This window comes from Rhodanobacter sp. 7MK24 (genome assembly GCF_014842995.1).
In the GTDB taxonomy this organism is placed as follows: Bacteria; Pseudomonadota; Gammaproteobacteria; order Xanthomonadales; family Rhodanobacteraceae; genus Rhodanobacter_A.
Genome location: NZ_JACYXL010000008.1, coordinates 197,835 through 220,123 on the forward strand (window position 1 = coordinate 197,835; position 22,289 = coordinate 220,123).

Consider the following 22,289-nt stretch of genomic DNA (forward strand, 5'->3'; position numbering starts at 1 on the left):
ATGTTCGGTTTCGGCACATCGCAGGCGGTCAAGCGGCAGGGCCCGCGCGGCAGCTTCGATCCGTGGCTGCTGGTCGCGCTGATCGGACTGGCCAGCGTCGGCCTGGTGATGGTGACGTCCAGTTCCATCGCGGTGGCGGACAGCAACCATCAGGGAGCCTTCTACTACCTGAAGAAGGACGTGTTGTTCCTCTCGCTGGGCGTGCTGGCGGCCGGTGTGGCGATGCGCACCGAACTCAAGTTGCTGGAGAAAAACGCTTTTCCGCTGCTGGCGCTGGCGTTCGCGCTGCTGCTGGCGGTGTTCGTGCCGCACTTCGGCATGCGCCTCAACGGGGCGCGGCGCTGGTTGAACCTGGCCGTGACCAGCTTCCAGCCAGTGGAAGCGGTAAAGCTGATCCTGGTGGTGTACATGGCCAGCTACCTGGTGCGCCGGCGCGACAGCATCGAGACGGAGTTCCTCGGCCTGATCAAGCCGCTCATGGTGGCTGGCATCCTCGTGGTGCTGCTGCTGCTGCAGCCCGATTTCGGTTCGGCCATGCTGGTGATCACGGTCACCATCGGCATGGTGTGGCTGGGTGGCGCGCGACCGGTCTATCTGTGCGGCATGGGTCTGCCGCTGATGCCGCTGCTTTACATGGCGGCCACCGGCGAGAGCTACCGCATGAAGCGCCTCACGTCGTTCATGAACCCATGGGAGCACCCGTTCACCGACGGCTTCCAGCTCACCCAGTCGCTGATGGCGATCGGCCGCGGCGAATGGACGGGCGTCGGACTGGGCTCCAGCGTGCTCAAACTTTCCTACCTGCCGGAAGCCCACACCGACTTCATCTTCGCAGTGATCGGCGAGGAGCTTGGCTTGATCGGCATCGTGCTGGTGATGGGCCTGTTCGCGCTGGCGGTGGGGCGTGGCCTGGCGATGGGCTTGAAGGGCGTCGAGGTAGGCCAGCGCTTCGCCGGCTACGTGGCCTTCGGCGTCTCGCTGATGCTGGCGATGCAGGCCATTGTGTCGGTGGGCGTGAACCTCGGCGCATTGCCGACCAAGGGCCTCACCCTGCCGCTGATCAGCTACGGCGGCTCGTCGATGGCGTTGACCTGCGCGATGGCCGGCGTGTTGCTGCGCGCGACCTGGGAAATCAATCGCGCGCTCGACGCGCGGCAAATGGCCAAGCGCATGCCGGAAGCAGTGGCGGCTGCGGATGCGAATGACGCGGTGCGCCAGCACGAGGCGGTGGCGGCATGAGCGCCAACACGCGCCCCGTGCTGATCATGGCCGGCGGCACCGGCGGCCACATTTTTCCCGGCCTTGCGGTGGCCGAAGCCCTGCGCGCGCAGGGCGTGCCGGTGGCGTGGCTGGGCGCGGCCGGCGGCATGGAAACGAAAGTGGTGCCGGCGCACGGCATCGAACTGCACGAGATCCGCGTGGGCGGCCTGCGCGGCAAGGGCTGGAAGACGCGCCTGGCGGCGCCATTGATGCTGGCGCGCGCGTTGCTGTCCGCCCTGGCCGTGCTGCGCAAACTGAAGCCGCGCAGTGTGTTGTCCATGGGCGGCTACGTGGCCGGTCCGGGCGGCTTGGCTGCACATCTGCTGCACCGTCCCTTGCTGGTGCACGAGCAGAATCGCGTAGCCGGTTTCACCAATCGCAAGCTCGCCACGCGCGCTCAGCGCGTGCTGGCTGGCTTTGCCGACGCGTTGCCGGATGCGGAATGGGTGGGCAATCCGGTGCGCAGCGCGATCGCCGCGTTGATGCCGCCGGCACAGCGCTTCGCGGAGCGAACGGGCCGTGGTCGCCTGCTGGTGCTGGGCGGCAGCCTTGGTGCGCGTGCGCTGAACCTTGCGCTGCCGCAAGCGCTGGCGCTGATGCCGCCGGAGCGACGCCCCGAGGTGTTGCATCAATGCGGCAACCGCGGCATCGACGAAGCGCGCGAGGCCTACGCCAAGGCGGGCATCGACGCGCAGGTGGTGCCTTTCATCGAAGACATGGCGGGCACTTACGCATGGGCCGATCTCGCGGTTTGCCGTGCCGGTGCGCTCACCCTCGCCGAACTCACCGCAGCCGGCTTGGGCGCCGTGCTGGTGCCGTTCCCGCACGCGGTGGACGACCACCAGACCCGCAATGCCGAAGCGCTGCTCGCTGCTGGTGCAGCGGAACTGATCCAGGAACGCGATTTGAACATCGAACGACTCGCACAGCGTCTGGACACGCTGCTCGCCGACCGCGCGCAATTGCTGGCCATGGCCGATGCCGCGCGCACGCTCGCCAAGCCCGACGCGGCGGCCACCATCGCCCGCGCCTGCGTGGAGGTGGCCGCATGACGCCGCGCCGCCTGCTCGCGCATGAGGATTTGATGACCACCTTCCGCCGCGTGCACTTCATCGGCATCGGCGGCGTCGGCATGAGCGGCATCGCCGAAGTGCTGCACAACCTTGGCTATGCGGTGTCGGGTTCGGACAAGTCGAACTCGCCGACCGCGCAGCGTCTTGCGCAACTGGGTCTCGTGGTGCACGTGGGCCACGATGCCGCGAACGTGGGCGACGCCGATGTGGTAGTGACCTCCAGCGCGATCCGCGAGGACAACCCCGAGCTGCTCGCCGCGCGCGCCGCGCGCATACCGGTGATTCCCCGTGCGGAAATGTTGGGCGAGCTGATGCGTTTCCGTCGCGGCGTGGCCATCGCCGGTACGCACGGCAAGACGACGACGACCAGCCTGGTTGCCAGCGTGCTGGCCGAGGCCAACTATGACCCGACCTTCGTGATCGGCGGCCAGCTCAATGCCGCGGGTGCGAATGCCCGCCTGGGCACTGGGCAGTACCTTGTGGCAGAAGCCGACGAGTCGGACGGCTCCTTCCTGCTGCTGTCGCCGGTGATCGCTGCGATCACCAACATCGACGCCGACCATCTCGAGAACTACCACGGCGACTTCGCCGAGGTGAAGAAGGCCTTTGCCGATTTTCTGCATCGCCTGCCGTTCTACGGCCTGGCCGTGCTGTGCGTGGACGACGCCGAAGTGGCCGAACTGGCGAAGACCACCACGCGCCGCGTGATGACCTATGGTGTCGCCAGCGCAGATGCCGACGTGCGCGCTTCCAACGTGCGCCAGCAGGGCTTTCAGATGCACTTCGACCTGCATCTGCCCGGCAACGCGGCCGCAGTGCCGGTGACGCTGAACCTGCCGGGCCGGCACAACGTGCTTAACGCATTGGCGGCCGCCAGCATCGGCTGGCAACTCGGGGTGGAAGCAGAGGCGATTGCCCGCGCGCTGGCGAACTTCCAGGGCGTCGGCCGGCGTTTCCATCGCCGTGGTGAGTTGGCATTAGACAAGGGTTCCGCATTGCTGGTGGACGACTATGGCCACCATCCCAGCGAACTTGCCGCGGTATTCGCCGCGGCACGCGGCGGCTGGCCGGAGCGCCGTCTCGTGGTCGGTTTCCAGCCGCACCGCTACAGCCGCACGCGTGACCTGCTGGACGACTTCGCCAACGTGCTGGCCGAGGTCGATGTGCTGGTGCTGACCGAGGTCTATCCGGCCGGCGAAGCGCCCATCGCCGGTGCCGATGGCCGCGCGCTGGCACGTGCGGTGCGCGCGCGCGGCAAGGTCGATCCGGTGCTGGTCGAGCACCCGCGCGAACTGAAGGAAACCCTGCCGGCGCTGCTGCGCGACGGCGACCTGCTGCTGCTGCTCGGCGCCGGCGACATCGGTGCCGCGGCGGTGGAACTGGCGCAGCTGGGCCAACTCAAGACCAAGGGCGCCGCGTGATGGCAACGAAGTCCGAAACCCGTATCTCCAATCCCGCCGAGTTCGGCCGCGTCGCGGTGGTGATGGGCGGCAGTTCGGCCGAGCGCGAGGTGTCGCTGGACTCCGGCCGCAACGTGTTGGCGGCGCTGAGGGCGCGCGGCGTCGATGCGCATTCGATCGACGGCATTCCGGCCTTGCTGGACGCACTGCGCGCCGGCCATTTCGCGCGCGTGTTCAACATCCTGCACGGCCAGCATGGCGGCGGCGAGGACGGCGTGCTGCAGGGCGCGCTGGAATCGCTCAATGTGCCGTACACCGGTTCGGGCGTGCTCGGCTCGGCACTCTCGATGGACAAGACGCGCTCCAAACGCGTGTGGCAGTCGCTGGGCCTGCCCACGCCGAAGTTCGTGGCGTTGCCGCGGGGCGGCGATGCCGCGGCAGTGCATGTGGCGGCCCGCGAGATCGGCTTCCCGCTGATCGTGAAGCCGGCCTGCGAGGGTTCCAGTGTGGGCGTCACCCGCGTGTTCGAGGAGACGCAGCTGGACAGCGCCGTCGAACTGGCGGCGAAGTATCCCGGCGACCTGCTGATGGAGACGCTCATCGAGGGCGACGAGCTCACCGTCGGCATCCTCGGTCGCGAAGTGCTGCCTTCGATCCACATCGTGCCGAAGGGCGCGTTCTACGACTACAACGCGAAGTACGTCGCCGAGGACACGCAGTACCTGTGCCCCGGCCTGCAGGGCGATGCCGAGAACGAGCTGCGCGCGCTGGCGCTGGCCGCGTTCGATGCGCTGGGCTGCGCCGGCTGGGGGCGCGTGGACGTGATGCGTGACCGCCAAGGGCGCAACTGGCTGCTGGAAGTGAATACCGCCCCGGGCATGACCTCGCACTCGCTGGTACCCAAGGCCGCGCGCACCGCGGGCATCGACTACGAGGCGCTGTGCTGGCGCGTGCTCGAAACCAGCTTCCGGGAGGGCACATGAGGGGAGGCGTTCGCCCCGTCGTCTGGTGCCTGGTCGCTGCCTTGCTGGCGCTGCCTGTCGTGGGCGTGCTGAACGGCTGGTTCGCGGTCAACCGCTGGCCGGTGACGCAACTCACCGTGCAGGGCGAGTTCAAGCACGTAGGCATGGAGCAGATCCGCGCCGCGGTGCTGCCGCGTCTCGGCAAGGGCTTCTTCGCGCTGAACCTCGACGGCGTGCAGCAGGCCGTGGCGGCGCTGCCCTGGGTGGAGTCGGTGGAAGCGCGCAAGCGCTGGCCGGACACTCTGCAGCTGCGCGTGATCGAGCGCCAGCCGTTTGCGCGCTGGAACGAAAAGCAGCTCATCAGCCGGCAGGGCAAGGTGTTCGACGCGCCGATCGATGCCGCCGACGCCGCCACGCTGCCGGATCTGCAAGGACCGGACGAACGGCTTGCCGAAGTGGTGAGCTTCTACGCCGACGTGGGCAAGGCCTTCGCCGGGACGCATCTCTCGATCAACGGCGTGGCGCTGACCGCGCGCGGCAGCTGGAGCGTAACCACGACCAGCGGCGCACGCATCGTGATCGGCGACCGCGACCTTGCCGGCGACCGCCTGCGCCGCTTCCTGGATGTCTACCCGCAAATGATGGCTGGCCACACCGACGGTTTCGTCTACGCCGACCTTCGCTACACCAACGGTTTCGCCGTGCGCTGGCCGGAACAGGCACCCGCCGTCGCCAAGCCCGCCACCACGCGACGCTCCTGAGAACGCCATGCCCATGAAGACTCGCAACGACAAGCAACTGGTGGTGGGCCTCGATATCGGCACCTCGAAGGTGACCGCCATCGTGGGCGAATACGAACCGGGTGAGGAAATCACCGTGATCGGCATGGGCACCCATGTCTCGCGCGGTCTGCGCAAGGGCATGGTGGTGGACATCGAGTCCACCGTGCACTCGATCCAGCAGGCCGTGCAACAGGCGGAGCTGATGGCTGGTTGCGACATCCGCGCCGTCACCGCCTCGATCTCCGGTAGCCACCTGGAAACCCGCAACTCGCACGGCAACGCGGCGATCCGCGAGCGCGAGGTGACCGCGGACGACCTCGACCAGGTGCTGGAGGCCGCCAGCGCGGTGGCGATCCCGGCCGACCGCAAGGTGCTCTACAAGGAGTCGCAGGAATACCGCATCGACGGCCAGGACGGCATCCGTTCGCCGGTCGGCATGAGCGGCGTGCGGCTGGAGGCGAACGTGCACCTGGTCACCGGCGCGGCGGCGGCGGTGCAGAACATCACCAAATCCATCCAGCGTTGCGGCCTGTCGGTGGACGAACTGGTGCCATCCGCACTGGCCAGTGCGCGGGCGGTGCTCACGCCCGACGAGCGCGAGCTCGGCGTGTGCCTGGTCGACATCGGTGCCGGCACCACCGACATCGCGATCTACACGCAGGGTTCGATCCGCTACACCGCCTCGCTGCCGATCGGTGGCGACCAGATCACCGGCGACATCACCTATGCGGTGCAGACGCCGACCGCGCACGCGGAGGAGATCAAGATCAAGTACGCCTGCGCGCTGACCGGGCTGGCGCATGCCGACGAAACCATCCAGGTGCCCAGCGTGGGCGACCGCCCGCCGCGCCGTCTGGCGCGGCAGGCGCTGGCGCAGAGCGTGCAGGCGCGCTACGAGGAAATCTTCGAGATGGTGCAGGACAAGCTGCGCAGCTCTGGCTACGACAGCCTGGTGGCGGCCGGCGTCGTGCTCACGGGCGGCGCCGCGCAGATGGAAGGTGCGCTGGAACTGGCCGAGGAGATCTTCCACAAGATGGTGCGCCTCGGCGTGCCGCAGGAAATCAGCGGCCTCGGCGAAGTCATCGCCAGTCCGCTGTATTCCACTGGCGCCGGCTTGCTGCTGCACGCCTCGCGCCACAACGCGCCGGTGCGCGGCGGCGGCAGCTCGCTCGGCCAGGTCGGCGGCGTGCTCGGCAAGTGGAGCAGTTGGTTCAAGAAGAACTTCTAGCGCGGCGCCGGTAGGCATCCGCTGGAAGGGCGAGGTTTTGGCAACGCAGGAAGCGCGGCCGCGGGCGGCAGGTCAGCCGCCCACCACCATGGAGCAACAGGAGTTGCATCCATGGTTACAACGACAACAACTCTGGAGGACGGGAAATGTTTGAACTGATCGAGAAACTCGCACCAAATGCAGTCATCAAGGTCATCGGCGTCGGCGGCGGTGGCGGCAATGCCGTGGCGCACATGATCAACGCCAACATCGAAGGCGTGGAGTTCATCGTCGCCAACACCGACGCGCAGGCGATGAGCAGTTGCAACTCGCGCACCCACCTGCAGCTGGGTTCCAATGTCACCAAGGGCCTGGGCGCGGGTGCCAATCCCGAGGTCGGCCGTCAGGCCGCGCTGGAGGATCGCGAGCGCATCGAGGCGATGCTGGAAGGCGCCGACATGGTGTTCATCACCGCCGGCATGGGTGGCGGCACCGGCACTGGCGCTGCGCCGGTGGTGGCGCAGCTGGCCAAGGAGAAGGGCATCCTCACCGTGGCCGTGGTCACCAAGCCGTTCCCGTTTGAAGGACGCCGCCGCATGCAGGTCGCCCAGAAGGGCATCGAAGACCTCTCGCAGCATGTCGACTCGCTGATCACCGTGCCGAACGAGAAGCTGATCAGTGTGCTGGGCCGCGAAGTCACCCTCGTCAACGCGTTCAAGGCCGCCAACAACGTGCTGCAGGGTGCGGTGCAGGGCATCGCCGACCTCATCACTGCGCCGGGCCTGATCAACGTCGACTTCGCCGACGTGCGCACCGTGATGAGCGAAATGGGCCTCGCCATGATGGGCACCGGCGTCGCCAGTGGCGATGACCGCGCCCAGGCCGCGGCGGAGCAGGCGATCAAGAACCCGCTGCTGGAAGACGTCAACCTCAACGGCGCCTGCGGCATCCTGGTCAACGTCACCGCCGGTCCCAACCTCACCATGCGCGAGTTCGACGAGATCGGCCGCGTCATCAACGACTTCGCCAGCGAAGATGCCACCGTGGTGATCGGCACCTCGCTCGATCCGGAGCTGAAGGACGAAGTGCGCGTGACCGTGGTCGCCACCGGCCTCAACCGCGCCCCGGCGCGCCAGAGCGTGCGTGCGGTGGAGGCCCGGCAGGTCGAGATGCGCCAGCGCCCGCGCCCGGTGGTGTTGCGTACCGGCACCGGCAACGAAGTGGTCGATTATGCCCAGCCGGAACCGGTGTTCAGCGCCAATCCGCGCAGCGAAGCGCCGGCCAAGGGCCAGGACAACGGGCTGGACTACCTGGACATTCCGGCTTTCCTGCGTCGTCAGGCCGACTGAAGCACAGGCGCCTGTATCGGGCGCCAATGGCTTGTTAATAAGGAGTTGAACGAACGCCTGCCGAATTGGTCAGAGCTGAAACGTGAAAGGTGGGTCCAGGCTTGACATGGCGCCATGGCTGTAAGCGAATGGCAAAGTGATGCGTTTGGGGCTGGACCCTGCCAGACAGTGCGACAGGGATGCGCATGATCCGCTGCCCCGGGCGAAAGCCCGGATTGGTCGATCCGTTGCCCCGGTGCCGGAATTCCCGTCCCGGACCGGGGTGGCGTGTCGCATCCATGCCCATGGTGTGGCTGGACATGTTTCGTGAAGCGCGCCTCGGGATGGGGATGCGCGATGACTCGACCAGACTGTACGGTACGGTTTGCTATTGCAGCTGGTTAAAACTGTGTTAGCATCCGCCACCGAATTGGCTGCTCTTTGGCAGGTACCAACGACAATGATCAAGCAGCGCACGCTCAAGAACATCATCCGCGCCACCGGCGTGGGCTTGCACACCGGCGACAAGGTGTACATGACCTTGCGCCCTGCCGCACCCAACACCGGCATCGTGTTCCGCCGCACGGATCTCAATCCGCCGGTGGATATTCGCGCACGCCACGACAATGTGGGCGACACCCGGCTCTCCACCACGCTGGTCAACGGCGACGTGCGTGTTGCCACGGTCGAGCATCTGCTCTCGGCAATGGCGGGCCTCGGCATCGACAATGCCTACGTGGATTTGTCGGCTCCCGAAGTTCCCATCATGGACGGCAGCGCGGGTCCCTTCGTGTTCCTCCTGCAGTCCGCAGGCATCGAGGAGCAGAACGTCGCCAAGCGCTTCATCCGCATCAAGAAGCCGGTGAAGGTGCAGGAAGGCGACAAGTGGGCCAGCTTCGAGCCGTTCGACGGATTCAAGGTCGGCTTCTCGATCGAATTCAACCATCCGATCATCAGCAAGCGCACCTCGCGCGCCGAGATCGACTTCTCCACCACCTCGTTCGTGAAGGAAGTGAGCCGCGCGCGCACCTTCGGCTTCATGCGCGACATCGAGATGCTGCGCGAACACAACCTTGCGCTGGGCGGCTCGATGGACAACGCCGTGGTGCTGGACGACTACCGGGTGCTCAACGAGGACGGCCTCCGCTACGAGGACGAGTTCGTCAAGCACAAGATCCTCGATGCCATCGGCGATCTCTACCTGCTCGGCCATAGCCTGATCGGTGCCTACAGTGCGCACAAGTCCGGCCACGAGCTCAACAACAAGCTGCTGCGCACCTTGATGGCCGATGCCTCGGCCTGGGAAGAGGCCAGCTACCAGGACGATCCGGCCACTTCGCCGATCTCCTACGCGCATCCCGCGCAGGCGATCTGATAGCGCGCATCGCAACAGTCAACGGACAAGAAGCAAAGCCGCCGCATCCCACAATGCGGCGGCTTTTTTTGTCTGGGAAGCACTTGTTGAAGAGTACGGCCATGGATGGCCGCCCGTTTGATCCTCGCGATCAGGACGATCGCAAGGCTATATGCCATGCATGGCCTCCCATTTGCTCCATGCGCTCAGGGATGGTCGAAAAATCATTCGCCAGGCTTGGCCAGCCTTGCCAGCTTGCCGAACAACTCCTTCCATTCGGGATCGGCCGTAGCCGCGGCCGCGGCGCGCAGGTGACCGGCTGCCGATGGCGACAGTGTACGCATGCGTTCGGGCTCGGGCTCGATGTGCGGCAGCGGGCTCACCTTGATGCCGATGGTTTCGGCGCGGATATCCAGGCTTCGTGCCGCGGCGAGAATCTGCGCCTGCAGCAGGCGCAGCCGTGTGGCCCAGGCAGGCGAACTGGCGAGGAACAACAGGCGCCCGCCGCGCAGGTTGGCAAAGCGCACCTCTTCGCGCAGTGGCAACGGCAGGGTCTGGCGCAGCGCACGGTCCATCGCGTCCAGCGCAGCGGCCTTGTTGGCAAGGCTTGCGAAGGATCCGCAGGCTTCGAGAGCTTGCGGACCACGGGATGGGGCGGCGCGGGACATGGGCCGGTGGCTCCAGGAGGGAACGATGCGCTGATGATACCCGTCCCATGCTCTTGAATCCGTACGCCGCCGCCGCCATGCCGGGACGGCCACCGCGCATGCCACCCGGGCCCGTGTAGTACCATGCCCGTTTGGTTTGCGCCAAGGCGCAACCTTTTGTCCACGCCATTCGGAAGATCGATGTTTAATCGCGTCCTCACCAGCATTTTTGGCAGCCGCAACGACCGCGTGCTGCGCCAGCTGTCGCGCATCGTGGTGCGCATCAATGCGCTGGAACCCGAATTCGAGAAGTTGAGCGATGAAGCACTGCGCGGCAAGACCGCGGAGTTCAAGCAGCGCGTCGCCGACGGGGAATCGTTGGACAAGCTGTTGCCGGAGGCTTTCGCGGTGGTGCGCGAAGGTGCCAAGCGCGTGCTGGGCATGCGTCACTACGACGTGCAGATGATCGGTGGCATGGTGCTGCACCAGGGCAAGATCGCCGAGATGCGTACCGGCGAGGGCAAGACCCTGGTGGGCACGCTGCCGGTGTACCTCAATGCGCTGGCAGGCAAGGGCGTGCACGTGGTCACCGTGAACGACTACCTCGCCCGCCGCGACTCGGCGCAGATGGGCAAGCTGTACAGCTTCCTCGGCCTTACCACCGACGTGGTGTGGCCCGGTATGGATCACGCGGACAAGCACAAGGCCTACGCCGCCGACATTACCTACGGCACCAACAACGAATTCGGCTTCGACTACCTGCGCGACAACATGGCGCTCAGCAAGGAGCAGCGCTACCAGCGCGGCCTCAACTACGCCATCGTCGACGAAGTGGACTCGATCCTGATCGACGAGGCGCGTACACCGCTGATCATTTCCGGGCCGGCCGAGGATTCGCCGCAGCTCTACATCGCGGTGAACAAGATCGTGCCGCGCATGGTCCGCCAGAAGGAAGAGGAGGGCGAGGGCGACTTCTGGGTCGACGAAAAGCAGAAGCAGGTGCACCTTTCCGAGGACGGCATGCAGCACGCCGACGAGCTGCTGCGCGAAGCCGGCGTCATCAGCGAAGACAGCGGCCTGTACGACTCCAAGAACCTTGCCGTAGTGCACCACCTCAACGCTGCGCTGCGCGCCAACGCGATCTACCAGCGCGACGTGGACTACATCGTGCGCGACGGCGAGGTGATCATCGTCGACGAATTCACCGGCCGCACCTTGCCGGGCCGCCGCTGGTCGGATGGCCTGCACCAGGCAGTGGAGGCGAAGGAAGGTGTGCCGATCCAGCGCGAGAACCAGACGCTGGCCACGGTGACCTTCCAGAACCTGTTCCGCATGTACAAGAAGCTGGCCGGCATGACCGGCACAGCCGACACCGAGGCGTTCGAGTTCCAGAGCATCTACGGCCTGGAAGTGGTGGTGATCCCCACCCACAAGCCGATGATCCGCAAGGACAACGCGGACCTGGTCTTCCTCGGCCAGCAGGCCAAGTACAACTCGGTGATCGAGGACATCAAGGACTGCCACAAGCGCGGCCAGCCCGTGCTGGTGGGCACCACCTCGATCGAGGTGTCCGAGCTGCTGTCCGGCCAGTTGCGTGCGCAGAAAATCCCGCATGAGGTGCTCAACGCCAAACAGCACGAGCGCGAGGCGCACATCGTGGCGCAGGCCGGCGCACCGGGCGCAGTCACCATCGCCACCAACATGGCTGGCCGCGGCACCGACATCGTGCTCGGCGGCAGCCTGGAGGCTGCGCTGGCGGCGTTGCCGGCAGAGGCCTCCGAGATCGAACGCGCCCGCGTCAAGGCCGACTGGAAGAAGCTGCACGAGCAGGTGCTCGCCGCCGGCGGCCTGCACATCATCGGCACCGAACGCCACGAGTCGCGCCGCATCGACAACCAGCTGCGTGGCCGTTCCGGCCGCCAGGGCGACCCGGGCTCCTCGCGCTTCTTCCTGTCGCTGGAAGACAACCTGCTGCGCATCTTTGGCGGCGAGGGCCTGATCCGCTGGATGAAGCGCTTCGGCATGAAGGAAAACGACGCGCTGGAAGACCGCATGATCAGCCGCCAGATCGAGAAGGCGCAGCGCAAAGTCGAGCAGCACAACTTCGACATCCGCAAGCACCTGCTCGAATTCGACGACGTCGCCAACGACCAGCGCAAGGTGATCTACCGCCAGCGCGACGAACTGCTGGAAGGCGAAGATGTTTCCGCCACTGTGGCCGATGTCCGCCACGACGTGGTCGAGAGCATCGTGCGCGGCCATGTGCCACCGGACAGCATCGACGAGCAGTGGGATGTCCCCGCTCTCGACCGCGAGCTGGAAGGCAAGTTCGGCCTCTCGCTGGATCTGCCGCACTGGCTGGAGCAGCAGAAGGAAGTCGATGCGGGGATGATCCTCGAACACGTGCGCGAAGGCGTGGACCAGCTGTTCCAGGCCAAGGAGGCGCAGATCGGCGCCGAAACCATGCGCGCTCTGGAAAAGCACATCATGCTCACCGTGGTGGACAACGCCTGGAAGGAGCATCTGGCAAACATGGACTACCTGCGCCAGGGCATCTATCTGGTGGGCTATGCGCAGCAGGACCCCAAGCAGGCCTTCAAGCGCGAATCGTTTGGCCTGTTCTCGGAAATGCTCGATCGCATCAAGGGCGAAGTGGTGCAGATGCTGGCACGCATCCGCATCCGCAGCGAAGAGGAAGTCGCCGCGATGGAGGCCGAACAGCAGCGCCTCGCCGAGCGCCTGCAGCGCCAGATGATGGCCAGCGGCGGTGGTGCCCCCGATATGTTGGCGCTGGGTGCCGATCCGGCCGGTGCCATGCAACCGCAGCAGCCCGACGGGCCGCGCGTGGGCCGCAACGATCCCTGTCCCTGCGGATCGGGCAAGAAATACAAGCATTGCCATGGCCAGTTGAACTGACCGAAGGCGGACATGAAGAAAACGGCCGGGGCGACCCGGCCGTTTTTCATTGCTGATCTACGGTAGAGGTCAGTTCGTCCGTGCCGCCACGAACATCGCCGATTCGAGCTTGAAGTCCAGCGTCGCCGGATCGACCTGGTAATGGGCAAGCACCTCGTCGGGTGCATGGGCGAGCAATTGCCGGATCGCTGCCTCCAGCACAGGCGGGGTGCGCATGCGCGCCAGCCAACTGGAGAAGCCGATGTCCAGCCGCCAGTCGTGTTCGTCCTGCAATGCGAAGCCGGCGTCGGCGAGCATGGCGCGCCATTCGGCGCGACTGTAGTCGCGCACATGCGAGGTGTCGCGCAACAGTTCCAGCGTCTGCAAGTGACTGTCCAGCAAAGTCGCATGTGGGCCTTGTGGACCCACCACGTCGATCAGGCACAAGGTACCGCTGGGTGCGAGCACGCGCGCGGCTTCGCGCAGTGCAGCCGCGGGATCGTTCCAGTGATGGGCGCTGTAGCGACTGGCTACGAGGTCGAAGCTGCCGTCGGCGAACGGCAACCGTTCGGCAGGGCCGTGCTGTACGCGCACGGATGCCAGGCCCCGTGCAGCGGCTGCTTGGGTCACCACATCAAGCATGCCGTGCGAAAGGTCGTAAGCCACAACCTCCGCGGCGTACGGCGCCATCGCGAAGCTGGCATGGCCCGCGCCGCAACCGAGATCGAGCGCCGCGCCGTTGGCGGCCACGCGTGCGGCGAGCTCGGCGAGCTGGCCAAGGTCGCGGCCCTGTGCATGCACGGAGCTGGCCAGATAAGCCTGCGCCTGCGATCCGAACTGCCGGGCTACGGTGCCTTGGTGTTCCATTGCGACGACTCCTGAGGAGGGAGTCGTCAAGCTAGCACGCGATCAGTCCGCGCCAGGTATGCGCTTGCGGTGCGGCTCGGCGGCGACGGTGATGTATTGCGGCTCCTCGCCGTCCAGCCGCAGTGCGGTGAGCTGGCCGCCCCACACGCAGCCGGTGTCGATGGCAAACACGCCGAGGCCCGCGAAGCGGCCGAGCGCGGACCAGTGCCCGCAGACGATGCGCGTCTCGCGGCGACGCATCCCCGGTACCTCGAACCACGGATACAGTCCGGGTCGCTGCGTGCCCGGCATATCCTTGCTCTCGAAGTCGATACGGCCGTTGACGTCGCAGTAGCGCATGCGGGTCAGCAGATTGATGGTGGCGCGATGGCGATCCAGCCCTTGCAGGCGGCTCGACCAACCAGCCGGTCGGTTGCCGAACAGGTTGCGCAGGATGCGTGGGTGACGCGGGCTGGAGAGCTCGCGCTCCACCTCCTGCGCGGCCTTCTGCGCCTGGCGCAGGGTCCACGTAGGTGCGAGGCCGGCGTGGATCATCGTCCAGCCGAGCTGCTCGTCGTGATGCAGCAGTTTTTGCGAGCGCAGCCAGTCGAACAGCACGGGCGCGTCTTCGGCGAACAGCACTTCGCGCAACTCGGCATTCACCTTGGCCTGCGCCTCGGGTTTGCGCAGCGCGATCGCCAGGAGGCTGAGATCGTGGTTACCCAGGGTGACGATGCAGTGTTCGCGCAGACCGTGGATCAACCGCAGCGTGGCCAGCGATTCGCCGCCGCGGTTCACCAGGTCGCCGCAGAACCACAGTTTGTCGGCCGCCGGGTCGAAATGCAGCTTGTCGAGCAGGCGCTGCAGTTCCGGGTAGCAGCCCTGCACGTCGCCGATCGCGTAAGTGGCCATCAGTGCAACGTGCGCGGTATGGCGAGCGTGAACGGCGGGATCGGCGCGTCGAAGCGGGTGCCGTCGTCAGCCAGCATCTGGTAACTGCCGCCCATGATGCCCACTGGCGTTTCCAGCACTGCGCCGGAGGTGTATTCGTAATCGTCGCCCGGGCGCATCCATGGCTGTTCGCCCACCACGCCGTCGCCGCGCACCTCTTCCACCTTGCCGTTGGCGTCGGTGATGACCCAATGCCTGGTCAGCAACTGTGCCGGCACATCGCCGGTGTTGCGCAGGATGATGGTGTAGGCAAACGCATAGCGGTTGTCGTCGGGGCGGGACTGGTCGGGGACGAAACGGGTGCTGACCTGCACGTCGATCGTGTAGGGATTGTTTTCGCTCATGCGGCAATTGTAAGGGCGAACGCCGGTTCGCGCAGCGAGCAGGTGGCTCAGCGCATGGCGAGGCGTTTCGCCAATCGCACGAAATCTTCCGGCGCAAGGGTTTCGGCGCGCGCCCTGGGATCCACGTCCGCATCGCGGATCGCTTCGGCATCGAGCAGTTGCCGGAGCGCATTGGCCAGCGTCTTGCGACGCTGACCGAAGGCGGCCTTCACCACGTCGTGCAGGAGCGCGGGGTCGGCATCGTGGCGTTCGTGCGGGGCCAGCGGTACCACGCGCACCACCGCGGAGTCCACCTTCGGGGGCGGCCGAAACGCTTCCGGGGGCACCTCGAACAGCGGCACCACGCGACAGGCCAGTTGCAACATCACCGACAGGCGCCCGTAGACCTTGCTGCCGGGGTCGGCGGCCATGCGGTCCACCACTTCCTTCTGCAGCATGAAGTGCATGTCTTCGATGGCGGACGCATGCTCGACGCAGTGGAACAGGATGGGGCTGGAGATGTAGTAGGGCAGGTTGCCGGCGATGCGCAGGCGTTCCACGCCATGGCGGTGTGCCAGCGCGGCGAAATCCACCTTGAGTACGTCGGCGTGGATCACCGCCAGTTCGCCCACGCTGGCCGCGCGCTCTTTCAGCGCAGGGATCAGGTCGGTGTCCAGCTCGATGGCGGTGAGCGAACCCGCGGACGCCAGCAGCGGCAGCGTGAGCGCACCCTCGCCAGGGCCGATTTCCACCAGGAAATCGCCGGCACGTGGCGCAATGGCGCGGACGATGTCGTCGATGTAGCGACGGTCGTGCAGGAAGTGCTGGCCGAAGCTTTTCTTGGGGCGGGCGGGGGTGTGGTTCATGGCGTTTTTCGCAAGATTGGCCCCTCACCTCGTTCCTCTCCCCAAGGGGAAGAGGATGGATGAGTGCCGCGGCGCGCCACGAGTTCCAATGCCATGTTCGCGGCGGCGATCAGGCTGGACGGGTCGGCGCGACCTGTGCCGGCAAGATCCAGCGCGGTGCCATGGTCGACCGAGGTGCGGATGAAGGGCAGGCCGAGGGTAAGGTTGACGGTGCGGTCGAAGGCCTCGCTCTTGAGCACCGGCAGGGCCTGGTCGTGGTACATCGCCAGCACGGCGTCGTAGCGCGCGCGCTGCGCGGGCACGAAGGCGGTGTCGGCGGGCAGCGGGCCGATCAACATCATGCCTTCGGCGCGCAGCCTATCGAGCAGCGGGATGATGGTGTCCAGTTCCTCGCGGCCAAGATGGCCACTTTCGCCCGCATGCGGGTTGAGACCCAGCACGGCGATGCGCGGTACGGCAATGTCGAATTTCCCGCGCAGCTCCGCGTGCAGGATACGCAGCGTGCGCTCCAGCGATGTGCGCGTGATGGCGGCTGGCACCGCGCCCAGCGGCAGGTGGGTGGTGGCCAGCGCCACACGCAGTTCCGGGCTGGCCAGCATCATGACCACGTCGGCGTGGGCGTGCTCGGCGAAGAATTCGGTATGGCCGCTGAAACGGATTCCGGCCTCGTTGATCGCGGCCTTCTGCAACGGTGCGGTAACCACGGCGGTGTAGCGGCCTGCCGTGCAACCATTGGCGGCCTCGGTCAGCGTGGCGAGCACGTGGTCCGCGTTGCGCGGGTCGGGCCGGCCGGGGATTTCCTCGGCACCCAGCGGCACATGGCGCACACGCAGGCTGCCGGGCGCCCGTTGCTCGCGGGGCGAGCCGTCGTCATCGGCCAGGGTGATGCGCAAGTCACATCGTGCAGCGGCGCGGACGAGCAGATCACGGTCGGTGATTGCCACCAGGTCGGCTGCCAGCGGCGTGGCAGCCAGTTGAGCGATCAATTCCGGGCCGACGCCAGCCGGCTCACCAGCAGTGACGGCGAGCCGCGGGAGGGTCATGCCCGTGGCTCCCGGTCAGGAGGTCTTTCCGGCCCCGGCCGGCGTGTTGGTGTCGTCGCGCAGCTCGGGCACCAGCACCTGGATGTAGGCGTTCGCGCGCAGGTCGCGCAAGAAGTCCTCGTAGGCCTGCTCGGCCTTGCGGTTGCCGATGGCCTGGCGAGCCTGGTCGCGTGCCATCTGGCTGGTGAGGTCGCTCTGGCGCGTACCCAGCAACTGCAGGATGTCCCAGTTGCCGTCGCCGGCCTGGAACGGCTTCGAGACCTCGTTGTCCTTCAGCTGGCTGAGCTGCTGCGCCACGGCGGCACCCCATGCCTGTTGCGCGAACCAGCCCATGTCGCCGCCGACGTTGGCGGTGGTGTCGTCCTTGGAGTTGTCCTTGGCCAGCTTGGCGAAGTCCGCGTGCTTGTTGGCGATCTGCTCGTACAGCTCCTGCGCCTTCTGCTCGACCTGGTCGGCCGTCATCAGTTCGCTCGGCTTGAGCAGGATCTGGCGCGCGTGGTATTCGGTGACGATCTGCTTCGACGGTTCGCGCTGGCCGACCAGCTTGATGATGTGGAAGCCGGTAGGGCCGCGCAACGCGGAGCTGACGTCGCCGGACTTCATGTTGGCCACGGTGTCGGCGAAGGCAGGCGGGATTTCGTCCATGCGGCGCCAGCCGAGGTCGCCGCCATCCAGTGCGTCGGGTGCGTCGGAGTAGCGGATCGCTGCGGCGTGGAAGTCCATGCCGCCCTTGATCGCATCGAGCGCCTGTTCGGCCTTGGCTGCAGCGGCCTGGATTGCGGCAGCGTCGGCACCGCTGGGAATGCTGATCTGGATGTGTGCCAGATGGATCTCGCCAGCCTTGTACGTGGGGCTGTTGAGCAGGTTGTCGATCTCGCTGTCGGTGACCGACACCGAGTCGTGCACCACGCTCTGATGCAGCTGCTGCACGGTGAGCTGGTCGGCCAGCTGCTGGCGGAAGGAGCCGAAGTCCTGCCCGGTGTGCTCGACTTCGGAGCGCAACTGGTCGGGACTCATCTTGTTCTGCTGGGCCACCTGGGCCACGGCCTGGTCGACTTGCGCGTCGGAGACGTGCACGCCCTGGTCGTCGGCCTTCTGCAATTGCAGCTTCATCAGGATCAGGCGGTCCAGCACCTGCTGCTGCAGCACGTTCAGCGGCGGCAGCTGGCCGGGCTGGCTGGCGTATTGCTGCTGGACGGAACGCACCGCGTTGTCCAGTTCACTCTGCAAGACCACATCTTCGTTCACCACCGCCACGATGCGGTCCAGTGTGTTCGAGGACACGGGTGCACCAGCGCCGGCGTTGGGCAGCAATTGGGCTTGCGCGGGCAATGCGAGCGCGAACACGAGGGTGGACAGGAGCGGGGCGAGAAAACGCTTCATCAGGGAGCAGCCAAGAGTGAGATACAGCGGATTATTGATAGCCGAGAATATCACGGCGCAGTAGCGGGTCGATCTGGCTGCTGGTCGAGCCCAGGCCCTTGAAGATGACTTCGAACATGATGGCGTTGTCGCGCAGGTTGCCTGGAGTCCCCGTGATGGGGGCGGCGACGCCGTAGTAACCCTGGTTCACGTAACTGCGATCGACCAGTCGCAGGGTGACGCAGCAACTGTCGTATTCCACGCCGGCCAAGGCCTCGATGGTGCCCTTGAGCGGGTTGACCACGCCCTTGACCGGTTCCGCATACGTCCAGGCGCCGATCAGGCGCCAGCGATCGGACACGGGGTAGACCGCCGAGACGCTGTATTGTTCCATCAGCCCGGTGCGGTAGATGTAGGCGAAGTTGACGATGCCGTCGAGGCCCAACCGTCCCTGCAACTGGAACATGGCCATGTCGGTATTGCGGGTGTTCGGATCCCACTGGTAGGAACTGCTGGCGCGCCAGCGGTCGTTGAGCTGCAGGTTCAACTGGGCCACGTAGGCCGATCCGCTCCAGTCGGTGGCCGGCGACACGGTGTTCGTACTGTTCGGCATCTGCACTTCTTGCGGGGTGAAGTAGCGGATCTGGCCGAAGCTGGCCGACAGCCGTTCCACACCGCTGTCGTCGAGCAGGCGGGTGGTGATGGCCGCGGTGAGGTTGTTCGCGTTCATCTGGCGATCGGCGCCAGCGAACTGGTTGGTGGAGAACAGCTGCCAGTAGTCGAACGTCATCAGGCTGCTGTCGAACAGCGGCATGTTGTTTTGGTTGCGGTACGGCACGTACAGGTAGTAAAGCCGTGGCTCCAGCGTCTGCGTGTAGTCCTCACCGAACAGCGACGTATTGCGGTCGAATACCAGGCCGCTGTCCACGCTGACGATGGGCAGCGAACGGCTGGGCGATTGCTGCGTGAACGGTGTGGCCGTGCCGCTGCCCAGCAGGCCGTAGTAGCCGTACTGCTGGTAGCCGGCACTGAGCTGGTAGTCGGTGTAGCGCCATTCCACGCGCGGGCGAACGAACCAGGCGGAGGTGCCGAAGTCGGCGGCCAGGTAAGGCTGCAGGTCTTCGCGGCTGCCTTCCACGTAGCCCGGCTTGCGGAACGCCACGAACTGGTTGGCCATGCCGAATTCCAGCCAGTTGTTGATCGGCCAGTCGAGGTTGAAATTGCCGTACGGTAGCGCGCGGTACGGCAGCGACGCGTCCGTGAGGAACGGGTTCATGTTCTGGTAGGCGGCACCGCCCACCGCGGTGGACCACGACACATCTCCCCACTTGCCGCCACCGGCGACCTGGGCGGTGGAGGTGAGGATGTAGATCGGCGTGCCGCCCATCTGGTTGCCGAAGTCGTAGAAGAAGTTGTTGTCCGAGCTGCGGTCGATCGAGGTGCTGAAATTCCAGCTTCCCCACAGGTGGGTGGTGTCCTTGATGGTGTAGCGGTAGCGGTTCGTGCCCGCGGTGTTGGCGGTGGTGTCTGGATCGGTCGGGCCATGGTCGTTCGGCAGGTATTCCACGTCCATCGTGCCGATGCTGCCAGGCAGCTGGTAGCGGAATTCGGTATCCAGCATGAAGCCGCGCGTGGTGTAGATGCGCGGGTCCAGCGTGGCGTCGTAGTTCGGCGCCAGGTTCAGGTAATACGGCGTGCTGAGGAAGAAGCCCGAGCGGCTGCTGTGGCCGATGGTCGGATACAGGAAGCCGGTCTTGCGCCGGTTGTCCACCGGGAAGCTGAACCAGGGCAGGTAGAGCAGCGGCACGTTGCCGACGCGGAAGGTCGCGTCGCGCGCCACGCCCACGCCGTTGACCTTGTCCACGGTGATGGTCTTGCCCTGGAATTCCCAGAGGTGGTGGCCGATGTCGCAGGTGGAATAGGTGGCCTGCGTGTAGCGGGTGTGCTGGGCGTCGAGTTCCTGCCCTTGGCGGGCCACGCCGTTGCCACGCGAATTCAGCATCTGGTAGCGCACGTCGTCGGCGATGCCGATGCCGGAGGCGTCGTTGCCCCGCGCATGCGTGGCGGACATCAGCTGCGAGTAGTCCTGGTAGCGCACGTTGCCGCGCGCATCGTAGTCGGCGGTGTCCTGGTTGTAGTCAACCGTGTCCGCCTGCAGCCGTTGATCGGCCCTGTCCAGGCGCACGTCGCCGGACAGGTGATAGACCGTCTGGTCGGAGCTGTCCACGTGCTTGGCCCACACGTAGGTCTTGCTCGTGTCGCGGACGGTGTTGTCCTTGCTCAGGGTGGGGTCGTAGAACTCCAGCATGGCGTTGGGCCGGCACATCACGTAGTTGTACGGGCGTGGCGGGCAGGTGAAGGAACCCAGCGGGCAAGCCGGCTCGCTGCCGTCCAGCGTGTAGCCGCGGTGTGGCCCGGCGCTGCCGGCTTCGACCGGGCCCCCGATCAGGGCAAGGGCGGCGGCAACGGCCAGCAGGCGGCGTGGAGGAAGCTTGCGCGTCACGATGGAAACCCGGCGGCAGTGAGGTCGGTAAAACTAGCAGAAACACCCCAGGTCAGGCAGACGCGAGGCTGCCGCCGGCAACGAGGATTCAGTCATGAACGAACCCGGGTTGGTCAGGAGCGAAGCGGAGTGGCGTGCCGATTTGAGCCCCGAACAGTACGCGGTATGTCGTTGCTCGGCCACCGAGCCGCCTTTCAGCGGCAAGTGGTACCGCCACCATGCCGAGGGAATCTATGTGTGCGTGGCCTGCCGCAGCGCCTTGTTCGGTTCGGACAGCAAGTACGACTCCGGTTCCGGATGGCCCAGCTTCTGGCAGCCATTGATCCCGGCCGCGGTATCCAACCACGACGACGAAAGTCACGGGGTGCATCGAACCGAGGTGCGGTGCGCGCATTGCGGCTCGCATCTTGGCCACCTGTTCCCTGACGGCCCGCGGCCCACCGGCTTGCGTTACTGCATCAACTCGCTGGCGCTGGACTTCGAACCGGCGTAGGAGCGCATCCTGTGCGCGATGGCTTGGGTGCTTCGGTCAGGGAGAGAGCATTCGCACACAGGATGCGCTCCTACTCCATCAATGCCTCGACATGCGCCGCCGCGCTGGCGGCCAGGGCGGCAAGGTCGTAGCCCCCCTCCAGCGTGGAGACCAGCCGCCCATCCCCATGGCGGTTCGCCACGTCGACCAGTTTCGCGGTGATCCAGGCGTAGTCCTCGCTGCCCAGGCACAGGTTACCTATCGGGTCGCGCTGGTGCGCGTCGAAGCCCGCCGAGACCAGGACGAGCTGCGGTTTGAACGCGTGCAGACGTGGCAACAGGTCGCCATCCCACAGTTCACGGAACAGGTAGGGGCCGTCGCCGGCGGACAGCGGCCGGTTGAAGATGTTGCCCGCGCCCCGTTCCTCAGGGTGCCCGGTGCCCGGGTACAGCGGCATCTGGTGGCTGGAAGCGAACAGCACGCGCGGTTCGCGCCAGAAGATGTCCTGCGTGCCGTTGCCGTGGTGTACGTCGAAGTCGGCGATCGCCACTCGCTTCAGTCCGTGCGCTGCCAGCGCGTGCGCCGCAGCGACTGCCACATTGTTGAACAGACAGAAACCCATCGCCTGCTCGTGCGTGGCGTGGTGGCCGGGCGGCCGCACCGCGCAGAACGCCCTGCGCACATGGCCGCCATCGAGCACGGCATCCACCGCCGCCACCGTGGCGCCGGCGGCACGCAGGGCGGCTTCGGCAGAGCCGGGCGACAGCGCGGTGTCTTCGTCCAGCCGCTGCGTTTCGCCTTCGGGCACGGCGGCGAGCATGCGTTCGACATGGGCTGCCGTGTGCACGCGCAGGAGTTGCTCGCGGCTGGCGCGCGGCGCCTCGACGCGATCCAGCGCGGCGTATCGATCGTGGTCGAGTGCGCGCAGCACCGCAGTCAGTCGGGCCGGCGTCTCGGGATGACCGGGGCCATTGTCGTGCCGCAGGCAGGCGGCATGGGTATACAGCCGCAGCAT

At 66.3% G+C, this 22,289-nt stretch carries 19 protein-coding genes; 10 read left to right on the forward strand and 9 right to left on the reverse strand.

Annotated elements, in window-relative coordinates; all coding sequences use genetic code 11:
• The 8 genes from ftsW to lpxC all read left to right on the forward strand — a co-directional run bounded on the left by ftsW (position 1) and on the right by lpxC (position 9,387).
• Positions 1-1,239 (forward strand): putative lipid II flippase FtsW, encoded by a 1,239-nt coding sequence (gene ftsW / locus IHE49_RS13785; RefSeq protein WP_192158829.1) that lies wholly within the window; start codon positions 1-3, stop codon positions 1,237-1,239.
• Complete coding sequence (murG, locus tag IHE49_RS13790) at positions 1,236-2,312, forward strand: undecaprenyldiphospho-muramoylpentapeptide beta-N-acetylglucosaminyltransferase (RefSeq protein WP_192158831.1); 1,077 nt, start codon at positions 1,236-1,238, stop codon at positions 2,310-2,312. Before ftsW ends, murG begins: the two co-directional genes overlap by 4 nt.
• The gene (murC, locus tag IHE49_RS13795; protein ID WP_192158832.1) at positions 2,309-3,754 is read left to right on the forward strand and encodes a UDP-N-acetylmuramate--L-alanine ligase; all 1,446 of its coding nucleotides are present in this window, start codon (positions 2,309-2,311) and stop codon (positions 3,752-3,754) included. The genes murG and murC overlap by 4 nt, the downstream gene beginning before the upstream one ends.
• On the forward strand, positions 3,754-4,716 hold the full coding sequence (locus tag IHE49_RS13800; protein WP_192158834.1) for a D-alanine--D-alanine ligase: 963 nt from the start codon (positions 3,754-3,756) through the stop codon (positions 4,714-4,716). The genes murC and IHE49_RS13800 overlap by 1 nt, the downstream gene beginning before the upstream one ends.
• Positions 4,713-5,456 carry a cell division protein FtsQ/DivIB gene (locus IHE49_RS13805; protein WP_192158836.1) on the forward strand — a complete coding sequence of 248 codons (744 nt, stop codon included), beginning with the start codon at positions 4,713-4,715 and terminating at the stop codon, positions 5,454-5,456. Before IHE49_RS13800 ends, IHE49_RS13805 begins: the two co-directional genes overlap by 4 nt.
• A 13-nt stretch (positions 5,457-5,469) precedes the next feature.
• Complete coding sequence (ftsA, locus tag IHE49_RS13810) at positions 5,470-6,705, forward strand: cell division protein FtsA (protein ID WP_192158995.1); 1,236 nt, start codon at positions 5,470-5,472, stop codon at positions 6,703-6,705.
• A gap of 146 nt (positions 6,706-6,851) precedes the next feature.
• On the forward strand, positions 6,852-8,033 hold the full coding sequence (gene ftsZ, locus IHE49_RS13815; RefSeq protein WP_192158838.1) for a cell division protein FtsZ: 1,182 nt from the start codon (positions 6,852-6,854) through the stop codon (positions 8,031-8,033).
• Positions 8,034-8,472: 439 nt separating this feature from the next.
• Entirely contained in the window at positions 8,473-9,387 is a 915-nt protein-coding gene (gene lpxC / locus IHE49_RS13820; protein ID WP_192158840.1) for a UDP-3-O-acyl-N-acetylglucosamine deacetylase, read from the forward strand.
• Between the two features lie 203 nt (positions 9,388-9,590).
• Here the strand turns inward: lpxC and IHE49_RS13825 are convergent, their stop codons facing one another.
• On the reverse strand, positions 9,591-10,034 hold the full coding sequence (locus tag IHE49_RS13825) for a DUF721 domain-containing protein (protein ID WP_192158842.1): 444 nt from the start codon (positions 10,032-10,034) through the stop codon (positions 9,591-9,593).
• A 180-nt stretch (positions 10,035-10,214) separates the two neighbouring features.
• On the opposite strand from IHE49_RS13825, the gene secA reads away from it, so the two are divergent.
• Positions 10,215-12,929, forward strand: a complete 2,715-nt coding sequence (secA, locus tag IHE49_RS13830) for a preprotein translocase subunit SecA (protein WP_192158850.1) — start codon at positions 10,215-10,217, stop codon at positions 12,927-12,929.
• 69 nt (positions 12,930-12,998) lie between these two features.
• On the opposite strand, the gene IHE49_RS13835 is transcribed toward secA, so the two are convergent.
• Genes IHE49_RS13835 through lptD form a run of 7 tightly spaced genes read right to left on the reverse strand, consistent with a single transcriptional unit; the run spans position 12,999 to position 20,802 of the window.
• Positions 12,999-13,775 carry a class I SAM-dependent methyltransferase gene (locus tag IHE49_RS13835; protein WP_192158852.1) on the reverse strand — a complete coding sequence of 259 codons (777 nt, stop codon included), beginning with the start codon at positions 13,773-13,775 and terminating at the stop codon, positions 12,999-13,001.
• 42 nt (positions 13,776-13,817) lie between these two features.
• Positions 13,818-14,666 (reverse strand): symmetrical bis(5'-nucleosyl)-tetraphosphatase, encoded by an 849-nt coding sequence (locus IHE49_RS13840; protein WP_192158854.1) that lies wholly within the window; start codon positions 14,664-14,666, stop codon positions 13,818-13,820.
• Positions 14,666-15,049 carry a Co2+/Mg2+ efflux protein ApaG gene (gene apaG / locus IHE49_RS13845; RefSeq protein ID WP_192158855.1) on the reverse strand — a complete coding sequence of 128 codons (384 nt, stop codon included), beginning with the start codon at positions 15,047-15,049 and terminating at the stop codon, positions 14,666-14,668. The genes IHE49_RS13840 and apaG overlap by 1 nt, the downstream gene beginning before the upstream one ends.
• A 47-nt stretch (positions 15,050-15,096) precedes the next feature.
• Positions 15,097-15,894 carry a 16S rRNA (adenine(1518)-N(6)/adenine(1519)-N(6))-dimethyltransferase RsmA gene (gene rsmA, locus IHE49_RS13850; RefSeq protein ID WP_192158857.1) on the reverse strand — a complete coding sequence of 266 codons (798 nt, stop codon included), beginning with the start codon at positions 15,892-15,894 and terminating at the stop codon, positions 15,097-15,099.
• Complete coding sequence (gene pdxA, locus IHE49_RS13855; RefSeq protein WP_192158859.1) at positions 15,891-16,937, reverse strand: 4-hydroxythreonine-4-phosphate dehydrogenase PdxA; 1,047 nt, start codon at positions 16,935-16,937, stop codon at positions 15,891-15,893. Before pdxA ends, rsmA begins: the two co-directional genes overlap by 4 nt.
• A gap of 15 nt (positions 16,938-16,952) precedes the next feature.
• Positions 16,953-18,320, reverse strand: coding sequence for a peptidylprolyl isomerase (locus IHE49_RS13860; RefSeq protein WP_192158861.1), 1,368 nt, complete (start codon positions 18,318-18,320; stop codon positions 16,953-16,955).
• Between the two features lie 31 nt (positions 18,321-18,351).
• Positions 18,352-20,802 carry an LPS assembly protein LptD gene (lptD, locus tag IHE49_RS13865; protein ID WP_192158869.1) on the reverse strand — a complete coding sequence of 817 codons (2,451 nt, stop codon included), beginning with the start codon at positions 20,800-20,802 and terminating at the stop codon, positions 18,352-18,354.
• Between the two features lie 94 nt (positions 20,803-20,896).
• On the opposite strand from lptD, the gene msrB reads away from it, so the two are divergent.
• On the forward strand, positions 20,897-21,295 hold the full coding sequence (msrB, locus tag IHE49_RS13870; protein ID WP_192158871.1) for a peptide-methionine (R)-S-oxide reductase MsrB: 399 nt from the start codon (positions 20,897-20,899) through the stop codon (positions 21,293-21,295).
• A gap of 70 nt (positions 21,296-21,365) precedes the next feature.
• On the opposite strand, the gene IHE49_RS13875 is transcribed toward msrB, so the two are convergent.
• A complete protein-coding gene (locus tag IHE49_RS13875) occupies positions 21,366-22,289 on the reverse strand; it encodes a histone deacetylase family protein (RefSeq protein ID WP_192158873.1) in 924 nt (307 codons plus the stop codon).

What these genes read in the sequence shown, in the direction of transcription:
- ftsW (WP_192158829.1), top strand. Translation starts at nt 1, where the DNA reads ATGTTCGGTTTCGGCACATCGCAGGCGGTCAAGCGGCAGGGCCCGCGC.
- murG (WP_192158831.1), top strand. Translation starts at nt 1,236, where the DNA reads ATGAGCGCCAACACGCGCCCCGTGCTGATCATGGCCGGCGGCACCGGC.
- murC (WP_192158832.1), top strand. Translation starts at nt 2,309, where the DNA reads ATGACGCCGCGCCGCCTGCTCGCGCATGAGGATTTGATGACCACCTTC.
- IHE49_RS13800 (WP_192158834.1), top strand. Translation starts at nt 3,754, where the DNA reads ATGGCAACGAAGTCCGAAACCCGTATCTCCAATCCCGCCGAGTTCGGC.
- IHE49_RS13805 (WP_192158836.1), top strand. Translation starts at nt 4,713, where the DNA reads ATGAGGGGAGGCGTTCGCCCCGTCGTCTGGTGCCTGGTCGCTGCCTTG.
- ftsA (WP_192158995.1), top strand. Translation starts at nt 5,470, where the DNA reads ATGAAGACTCGCAACGACAAGCAACTGGTGGTGGGCCTCGATATCGGC.
- ftsZ (WP_192158838.1), top strand. Translation starts at nt 6,852, where the DNA reads ATGTTTGAACTGATCGAGAAACTCGCACCAAATGCAGTCATCAAGGTC.
- lpxC (WP_192158840.1), top strand. Translation starts at nt 8,473, where the DNA reads ATGATCAAGCAGCGCACGCTCAAGAACATCATCCGCGCCACCGGCGTG.
- IHE49_RS13825 (WP_192158842.1), bottom strand. Translation starts at nt 10,034, where the DNA reads ATGTCCCGCGCCGCCCCATCCCGTGGTCCGCAAGCTCTCGAAGCCTGC.
- secA (WP_192158850.1), top strand. Translation starts at nt 10,215, where the DNA reads ATGTTTAATCGCGTCCTCACCAGCATTTTTGGCAGCCGCAACGACCGC.
- IHE49_RS13835 (WP_192158852.1), bottom strand. Translation starts at nt 13,775, where the DNA reads ATGGAACACCAAGGCACCGTAGCCCGGCAGTTCGGATCGCAGGCGCAG.
- IHE49_RS13840 (WP_192158854.1), bottom strand. Translation starts at nt 14,666, where the DNA reads ATGGCCACTTACGCGATCGGCGACGTGCAGGGCTGCTACCCGGAACTG.
- apaG (WP_192158855.1), bottom strand. Translation starts at nt 15,049, where the DNA reads ATGAGCGAAAACAATCCCTACACGATCGACGTGCAGGTCAGCACCCGT.
- rsmA (WP_192158857.1), bottom strand. Translation starts at nt 15,894, where the DNA reads ATGAACCACACCCCCGCCCGCCCCAAGAAAAGCTTCGGCCAGCACTTC.
- pdxA (WP_192158859.1), bottom strand. Translation starts at nt 16,937, where the DNA reads ATGACCCTCCCGCGGCTCGCCGTCACTGCTGGTGAGCCGGCTGGCGTC.
- IHE49_RS13860 (WP_192158861.1), bottom strand. Translation starts at nt 18,320, where the DNA reads ATGAAGCGTTTTCTCGCCCCGCTCCTGTCCACCCTCGTGTTCGCGCTC.
- msrB (WP_192158871.1), top strand. Translation starts at nt 20,897, where the DNA reads ATGAACGAACCCGGGTTGGTCAGGAGCGAAGCGGAGTGGCGTGCCGAT.
- IHE49_RS13875 (WP_192158873.1), bottom strand. Translation starts at nt 22,289, where the DNA reads ATGCTGCGGCTGTATACCCATGCCGCCTGCCTGCGGCACGACAATGGC.